The 7,512-nt window shown below is 64.1% G+C and carries 6 protein-coding genes; all 6 read left to right on the forward strand.

Going from position 1 to position 7,512, the window contains the following annotated elements:
- The first annotated feature begins 151 nt into the window (after positions 1 to 151).
- Positions 152 to 1,240: an RIP metalloprotease gene (locus ACFMO5_RS12090; protein WP_376793007.1), complete on the forward strand. Its 1,089-nt coding sequence runs from the start codon at positions 152 to 154 to the stop codon at positions 1,238 to 1,240.
- Between the two features lie 129 nt (positions 1,241 to 1,369).
- The gene (locus ACFMO5_RS12095; RefSeq protein WP_376793008.1) at positions 1,370 to 1,822 is read left to right on the forward strand and encodes an acyl-CoA thioesterase; all 453 of its coding nucleotides are present in this window, start codon (positions 1,370 to 1,372) and stop codon (positions 1,820 to 1,822) included.
- Between the two features lie 62 nt (positions 1,823 to 1,884).
- Positions 1,885 to 2,859 carry an aldo/keto reductase gene (locus ACFMO5_RS12100; protein ID WP_376793009.1) on the forward strand — a complete coding sequence of 325 codons (975 nt, stop codon included), beginning with the start codon at positions 1,885 to 1,887 and terminating at the stop codon, positions 2,857 to 2,859.
- Between the two features lie 249 nt (positions 2,860 to 3,108).
- Complete coding sequence (locus ACFMO5_RS12105; RefSeq protein ID WP_376793010.1) at positions 3,109 to 4,212, forward strand: glycosyltransferase family 4 protein; 1,104 nt, start codon at positions 3,109 to 3,111, stop codon at positions 4,210 to 4,212.
- Positions 4,213 to 4,419: 207 nt separating this feature from the next.
- The gene (locus tag ACFMO5_RS12110) at positions 4,420 to 6,219 is read left to right on the forward strand and encodes a DNA repair helicase XPB (RefSeq protein ID WP_376793011.1); all 1,800 of its coding nucleotides are present in this window, start codon (positions 4,420 to 4,422) and stop codon (positions 6,217 to 6,219) included.
- Positions 6,197 to 7,512: hypothetical protein (locus ACFMO5_RS12115; RefSeq protein ID WP_376793012.1), on the forward strand; the 1,316-nt coding region annotated here is incomplete at its 3' end. The genes ACFMO5_RS12110 and ACFMO5_RS12115, both read left to right, overlap by 23 nt.

Genomic DNA, 7,512 nt, shown 5'->3' on the forward strand with positions numbered 1-7,512 from the left:
CGGGCCGCGTAAGCGGCCCGCCCCTCACAGAAAATTTTATCTTCGCAACAAAGCACCCTAAGGCGATTCGATCGCTTCTCAATAGGGGAAAAGCACCCTGCCTGCTTTCCAACGCGGCCCTCAACAGCATAATTCCTGCTCCGGAGGAAACATGACCGAGCCGATGATTGGAGTGCCCTGGGGGATCCTGGGGTTCCTACTGGTTCTGAGCCCTTTGATTTTCTTCCACGAGTTAGGGCATTTGTTAACCGCCAAGCTGGGCGGAGTTGCGGTCGAGGAGTTTGGGTTGGGTTTCCCCCCACGCTTGGTGGTCTTGGGGCGTTGGGGGGAGACGGTGCTTTCCATCAACGCGATTCCCTTTGGGGGATTTGTGCGTTTGCGGGGGGAGGACGACCCGGAGGTCCCCGGGGGATTCGCTGCCCGTCCCTGGCCCTGGCGCTTGCTGATCCTGGCCGCGGGTCCATTGATGAACATGATCGTGGCCTGGATCGTTCTGATCCTGGTCTTCCTGCTGGGGGTTCCCACTCCCCAAGTGCAGATCCAAGGGGTGTCCCCAGGTTCGCCGGCTGCCCAGGCCGGGTTGCAGCCTGGGGATCTGATCCTGGCGATGGATGGGGTATCGGTCTCCACGATCGAGGATGTGCGCACCATTGCCCAGGCCCATCGAGGCCAGACGGTCACCTTGCGGATCCGCCGGGATGGCCTGGAGCGGGAAGTCTCGGTGTATGTGCGGCCGGATCCCCCTCCGGGCCAAGGGGCGATGGGCGTGATCATCGCCGCGGTGCCGGATTACAGCCGGATCCAGCGCTTTGGGGCCTTGGGGGCGGCGGCTCGGGGCACGGCGACCTTCGCCGCCCTGACTGGACAGCTCTTCAGCCTTCCAGGTCGGATTATTCTGGGGCTTGTCCCCCCGGGTGTGCTTCAGCCTGCCGGCCCGGTCCGGATCGGCGCGGAGGCGGGTGAGGCACTCCAGACCAGCGTGCAGGTCGGCTCGCCGGATGTGTTCCTCACATTTGCTGCGCTGATCAGCCTGGCCCTCGCTTTCACCAATCTGCTGCCGATCCCCGCCCTGGATGGAGGGCGGATCCTGTTCGTGCTGGTGGAAGCCATCCGGGGCCGCCGGGTGGATCCTCGACGGGAGCGGGCGATCCATTTGGCTGGGTTCCTCTTTCTTCTGATGCTTCTCGCTTTCCTCACCATCCGGGAGATCGGCGAGCTCTCCCGGGTGACGTCTCCATAGCGTGAGGGCCCCTTCTGGAGACGGGGGGTTGCAACAGGCAACCTTTACCGCCCTGGATTTTCATTGCTTGCTCGTCCATGCGAGCGGACGATTTCTGGAAGACCTAAGCTTTCGGTCCGGGAAGCGCCCATGGATCGACCAGTTGTGGCCACGACGTTCTATGTGCGTTACGCGGAGACCGACCAGATGGGCATCGTGCACCATAGCGCCTATCTGGTCTGGTTTGAAGAGGGGCGCAGCCAGTATATGCGCGCTTGTGGGGCGGACTACGCGGAGATCGAGCGGAGCGGGGCGCTGTTCGCTGTGGTGGAAGCGCATGCCCGCTACGAAGCCCCCGCTCGTTACGGCGAGCGGATCACGGTGCGCACCTGGGTGGAGGAGGTTCGGAGCCGCGCCATCACGTTCGGTTACGCCGTCCATAATGCGGATACCGGACAACGCCTGGTCACCGGGTGGACGAAGCATGTTTGCTTGGATCGCAGCGGCCGGGTGATCGCGATCCCGGAGTTATGGCGGGATCTCCTGGCCCGGGGGCCGCGGGTCGACACGTTCGGTGACCAGCGGGTCTGGGTGGAAACATAGGGGGATGGCTGCTCGCCTCGCATTTCCTCTCCTCTCTTCAAATCAACCAGGAGGTGCGTGGCATGGAATATCGAACGCTCGGACGAACAGGCCTGAAAGTTTCAGCGCTCTGTCTCGGGACGATGACGTTCGGTTGGACAGCGGATGAGCCCACGGCGCATCGGATCCTGTCGGCGGCCGTCGATGTTGGGATCAACTTCATTGATACCGCTGACATCTATCCTTACTGGGCGCCGGGCGCGTGGGCGGGGCGCACCGAGGAGATCATCGGCCGCTGGCTGAAGGGGCAGCGACGGGAGGCTTTGGTGATCGCCACGAAAGTGCGCGGCCCGATGGGCTCGGGCCCTAACGACCAAGGCCTCTCCCGTAAGCATATTTTGGAGGCGGTGGAGGGCAGCCTCCGGCGCCTGGGCACGGATTACATCGATCTGTACCAGGTTCACTGGCCGGATCAGGAGACGCCCCTTGAGGAGACCCTGCGCGCACTGGATGATCTAGTGCGCCAAGGTAAGGTGCGCTATATCGGGGCTTCCAACTTCCCCGCTTGGCTGCTCTGTAAAGCGCTGTGGATCAGCGACAAATACGGATGGGCCCGTTTCGACAGCTTGCAGCCGCATTACAACCTGTTGCATCGGGCGGAGTTCGAGCGGGAGCTGATGGCGCTGTGTCGGGATCAAGGCTTGGGGGTGATTCCCTATAGCCCACTGGCGGGCGGGTTTCTCACTGGGAAATACCAGCGCGAGGCGCCGCCCCCTCCAGGCAGCCGAGGGGCGATCAGCGAATGGCTCCGGCGTTACCTCCAGAATGAGCGGGCGTGGCGGGTTCTGGAGGAGGTCAAGCGGCTCGCGTCCGAGCTCGGCCGGACGCCGTCCCAGATCGCCCTGGCGTGGCTGCTGAGCAACCCGGTGGTAACCAGCCCGATCATCGGGGTCAGCACCGTGGAGCAGCTCCCGGAGCTCCTGGGGGCGGTGGGCTGGCCCCTCCCGGAGGAGGTGAAGAGGCATTTGGACGCTCTCACGGCCTGGCATGAAGAATGAAAATGCATCCTCGGGGCACATCTGAAAGAGCGCGGATAGCGGGATGGAGCAGTGGGAGTTTTGGGGCGAGCTGGGTGCCTTGGGCACCCAGCTCGCCCCAAAATGTTGTTTATCCTCCTTCCCATCGCCCAAAGGGCCGTGGGGAGGGGGATCCATAGAAGCTATCGGTCTTTCTAAGCGCATACCCCAAATAATGGAAGAAGCACTGGGGGCCTGTCCTCTGACGTCTGGGTGGACCCAGGAGGCTGAATGCGTGTTGTCCTTCTCTCAAAAGCCCTGGTGATGGGGGCTTATCAGCGCAAGGCGGAGGAGATCGCCCGCCATGAGGATATCCAGCTGATCGTTCTGGTCCCTCCAGCTTGGCGGGATGAGCGGGGAGTGCTCCCGCTGGAGCGGGCCCACACCCGAGGCTATACGCTGCTGGTGGAGCCCATCGCCCTCAACGGACATTTCCACCTTCATTTTTATCCTCACTTGGGCCGCCGCCTTCGTGCCCTACGGCCGCATCTTCTGCATATCGAGGAGGAGCCGTACAATCTGGCGACCTGGCATGCGATCCGGATCGCCAGGGCGCTGGGGATCCGCGTGGTCTTTTTCTCGTGGCAGAACCTCCTCCGTCGGTATCCGCCCCCTTTTTGCTGGTGGGAGCAGGATGTCTTAGGCTCCGCCGACGCCGCCATTGTGGGCAGCGAGACGGCGGCTCGGGTCTGGCGGGCCAAGGGATACACCGGCCCCATCGCCGTGATCCCACAGGTTGGCGTGGATCCTGTCGTCTTCTCACCGGCTCCTGAAAGGCCGCCGCGTCCTTTCACGATCGGTTATGTGGGCCGCTGGGTTCCAGAGAAAGGCATTGATCTCCTAATCCGGGCGGCTGCGGGGTTGCCCGGCGATTGGCGGGTGCGGATCATTGGAAACGGGCCGGAGGGGCCGTCGTTGCGGCGGCTGGCCGAACGCCTCGGCCTATCCGAACGCATTTCCTTCGAACCGCCATCGCCTTCCACTCGGATGCCCGAAGTGTATCGAGGCTTGGATGTGCTGGTGCTTCCTTCTCGAACCCGACGGAACTGGACGGAACAGTTCGGTCGGGTGTTGATCGAGGCGATGGCCTGCGGCGTCCCGGTGATCGGGTCTTCGGCGGGGGAGATCCCTTGGGTGATCGGAGAGGCCGGACTGGTGTTCCCAGAGGATCGTGAGGACGCCCTCCGGGAGGCGCTCCACCGTCTGATGGAGGATCCCCAGCTTCACCAAGCCCTGCGGGAGAAAGGCCGGCAGCGGGTTCTGGAGCGGTTCACCCATCAGCGGATCGCGCAAGATACCGTGGCGGTGTATCGGGCGGTTGCCTCCAGGGGATGACCGTCCCGTGGAGGCATGGAGGGCGGGGCGCGCGGTGAGCCATTCGTTGGCTTTTCGGGCGAGCTTTGAGGGAGAGCGGGATGGCGGACGGAGGCCGCCATCCCGTTTTGGTTTTTGGAGGCCTGCCTCCGCTGGGAGGGGGAACGAATTGCCGATTCGCCTGAATTCGGGGAAAATGAATAGCCTAACTTCTTTCCGACAGGGGCTATGGCGATCCGTCTCGGTTCTCCCATCACGGTTCAGGCTGATCGGACGATTTGGTTGGAGACGCGGCATCCGGGGTATGAGCAGGCTCGGGATGCGCTGGCCCGTTTTGCCGACCTGGAGCGGAGCGCCGGGCCCGTCCATGTCTACCGCATCACCCCCCTTTCGGTGTGGAACGCCGCCGCCCTGGGCCTCACGGCGGAGGCGATCCTGGCGGATTTGGAGCAGTTGAGCGGCGGCCATGTCCCGGAAACGCTCCGTCAGGATATCCAGACGTGGATGGCCCGCTACGGGCGGTTCCGCCTGGAGATGGAAAACGGCCGGCTATGGCTGGTCTCGGATGACCCGGCGCTGCTGGCCTGGATGCTGAACCAATCGGTTGTGGCCCCTTTCCTGCGGACAGATCGCGGCGCCCCTATGGAAGGCCGGGTGGAGGTGGAGCCCTGGGCCCGCGGGCACCTGAAACAGGCGCTCCTCTACTTGGGCTATCCAGTGGAAGACATGGCCGGATACATCGAGGGGGCGCGCCTGGATCTGCACCTACGCTCCACCTCGCGGGCCACTGGAGAGCCGTTCCGCCTGCGGCCCTATCAAGAAGAAGCCGTCGAGGCCTTCCTCCGGGCCGGAAGCGGGGTGGTGCTCCTTCCATGCGGGGCAGGGAAAACCATCGTGGGCCTGGGGGTGATGGCTCGGCTGCGAACGGCCACGCTGATCATCGCCACCAGCACCGTGGCCGCCCGCCAGTGGATCGCTGAGCTCTTGGATAAGACCGACTTGAGCCCAGATTGGGTTGGGGAATACACCGGCCATCGAAAGCAGATCCGTCCGGTCACGGTGACCACTTATCAGATCCTCACCCACCGCCCGCGCCGGGATTTCGAAGAGGATCTCCTGCGTCAATTCCCCCATTTTCGTCTCTTCAATGCCCTGGATTGGGGGCTGATCATCTACGATGAGGTCCATCTCTTGCCTGCGCCGGTCTTCCGCATCACGGCGCAGCTTCAGGCGCGTCGCCGCCTGGGGTTGACGGCGACGCTGGTGCGGGAGGATGGGCTCGAGCGCGAGGTGTTCGCTCTGATCGGACCGAAGCGCTACGAGGCTCCATGGCGGGAGCTCGAGGCCCACGGGTGGATCGCCGCAGCGGAGTGTCACGAGATCCGTGTTCCGATGGAGCCGGAGGATCGGCTTCGTTATGCGACAGCGGAGGAGAGCGAGCGCTATCGCCTGGCAGCCACCAATCGAGCGAAAGAGCGCGTGGTCCGCCAGCTGCTAGAGAAGCATGTAGAAGATTCTGTCCTGATCATCGGCCAGTATCTCGATCAGCTGGAGCGGATCGCCCGGGCGATCCATGTGCCGTTGATCACCGGCCGCACCCCTGTGGCGGAGCGGGAGCGGCTCTTCGATCAGCTCCGCCGTGGGGAGATCCGCCGCTTGGTGATCTCGCGGGTGGGCAATTTCGCGATCGACCTGCCGGATGCCAATGTCCTGATTCAGGTGTCGGGGACCTTCGGGTCGCGTCAGGAGGAAGCGCAACGCTTGGGGCGGATCCTGCGCCCCAAGCGGAACGGGGTTTTAGCGCATTTCTACACCCTGGTCACCCGGGATACGGTGGATCAGGATTACGCAGCCCGGCGCCAGCTGTTCCTGGTCGAGCAGGGCTATCGTTATGAGATCCTCGAGGCCGAGGAGCTGTCCGCCTATCATCCCGCTGTTGTGGACGTCGCGGCTCGGTATCGCGCTCTCCCCGGGACGCACCCCGATGGAGAAGGATCCTCCTCCCATGAACCTGGATCGATGGGTTGAAGGAGTCCCCCGCTCGCTCCTGATCGAGGCATTCCGCCTGTGGTCCTCCGGCCAAATCCACTGGCGCCCGGGGGAGGGGGAGGTGCTCTTCGTAAGGCTTTCCTCGAAACCCCATCCGAGGGGGCCTGCTCACGTTTCCAAGGAGATGAAATGGCGGCGGCCAGGCTCTGGTGGCACCAGCAGCTTAGAGGCGCTTCGGGTGAAGGGTTGTGGGTGCCGGAACAGCAAACCGTGTGCCCATGAGGTGGCCGCCTGGTTGGCGCTGTTGTTCGACGTAGGCCCGGCCCCAGAGGAGGGCTTGGAGGATCTGTGGCGGCTGGAGGCCCAGCTGGAGCAGCAGACGACGGTTGAGCTCCTGCGCTTGGCTCGCCATCGGGGATGGCCGCTCCCCCGGGGGCGCAAGCCGGAGCTCGTGCGCCGTCTGGCGGCACGCCTGTTTTTCTACCTCCGATTGGGATTATGGCGGGAAGAACTGGACCCGGACCTGGAGCGGTTTCTGGGTTTGATCCGCCTGTTGGGGGTCGAACGGGTGGATCTGGAGGAAACCGAAACGCGATGGATCCGTTGGACCGGAAGGGAGCATCGGGCGTTCCGACAGGTCTGGAGCCGGGCCATCCGAAAGGGATTGTTGATCCCCTGCGCCCTGGGTCACGAGGCCCGGCCGCGTCCGCATGCGCATCTCCCGGCGGCCTTGCCGAGTGCCATGCTTCCCATGCCGGTGTTTCCGATGACCGTTTACCGGAGCTTTGCCCCCGAACAGGTCGTGGCGGCCCCGCCTCTGGCCCCGCTGCTGCGCGAGGCCCGTCGCTGGCTCCCTCTCCAGCGGCCGTGGGTCGCTCTCCGCTACCACCCCCAGGCGAGCCTCTTTCCCTGGCTGTGGGGGTGGCCCCATCATCCGGAAGAGGTAGATGCCCTCCTCGCTCGGCATCCTTGGGGCCCTCCCCCTTACGAGTGGATCACGGTGCCGGTGGGCTGGCTGGCCTCTGAAGCCATCGAGGCGGTGATGAAACGGATCGGATTGCCATGGGAAGGTGCGGCGTTCCTGGTGGAGGCCCTGTGGCGTCTTTCCGGCGCCCCGCCGGAGGAAGGCTTCGCCGCCACGCTGGTCCGCTGGGATGCCAGCGATGCAGAGCTGATGGATCAGCTGTGGAAAATCTGGCGGAGCGGAGCGACCTTCTTTGAGATCCTCTGGCTCCAGCGACGGGATCCCACGGTCCGGCTGATGCGGTCCATCGGATGGATGGGAGGGATGGAACATCTCTATTATGAGTGGGGATTGGGCCGGCAGGCCCT

Source organism: Thermoflexus sp., from assembly GCF_042408365.1.
Taxonomy (GTDB): domain Bacteria; phylum Chloroflexota; class Anaerolineae; order Thermoflexales; family Thermoflexaceae; genus Thermoflexus.

What these genes read in the sequence shown, in the direction of transcription:
- ACFMO5_RS12090 (WP_376793007.1), top strand. Translation starts at nt 152, where the DNA reads ATGACCGAGCCGATGATTGGAGTGCCCTGGGGGATCCTGGGGTTCCTA.
- ACFMO5_RS12095 (WP_376793008.1), top strand. Translation starts at nt 1,370, where the DNA reads ATGGATCGACCAGTTGTGGCCACGACGTTCTATGTGCGTTACGCGGAG.
- ACFMO5_RS12100 (WP_376793009.1), top strand. Translation starts at nt 1,885, where the DNA reads ATGGAATATCGAACGCTCGGACGAACAGGCCTGAAAGTTTCAGCGCTC.
- ACFMO5_RS12105 (WP_376793010.1), top strand. Translation starts at nt 3,109, where the DNA reads ATGCGTGTTGTCCTTCTCTCAAAAGCCCTGGTGATGGGGGCTTATCAG.
- ACFMO5_RS12110 (WP_376793011.1), top strand. Translation starts at nt 4,420, where the DNA reads ATGGCGATCCGTCTCGGTTCTCCCATCACGGTTCAGGCTGATCGGACG.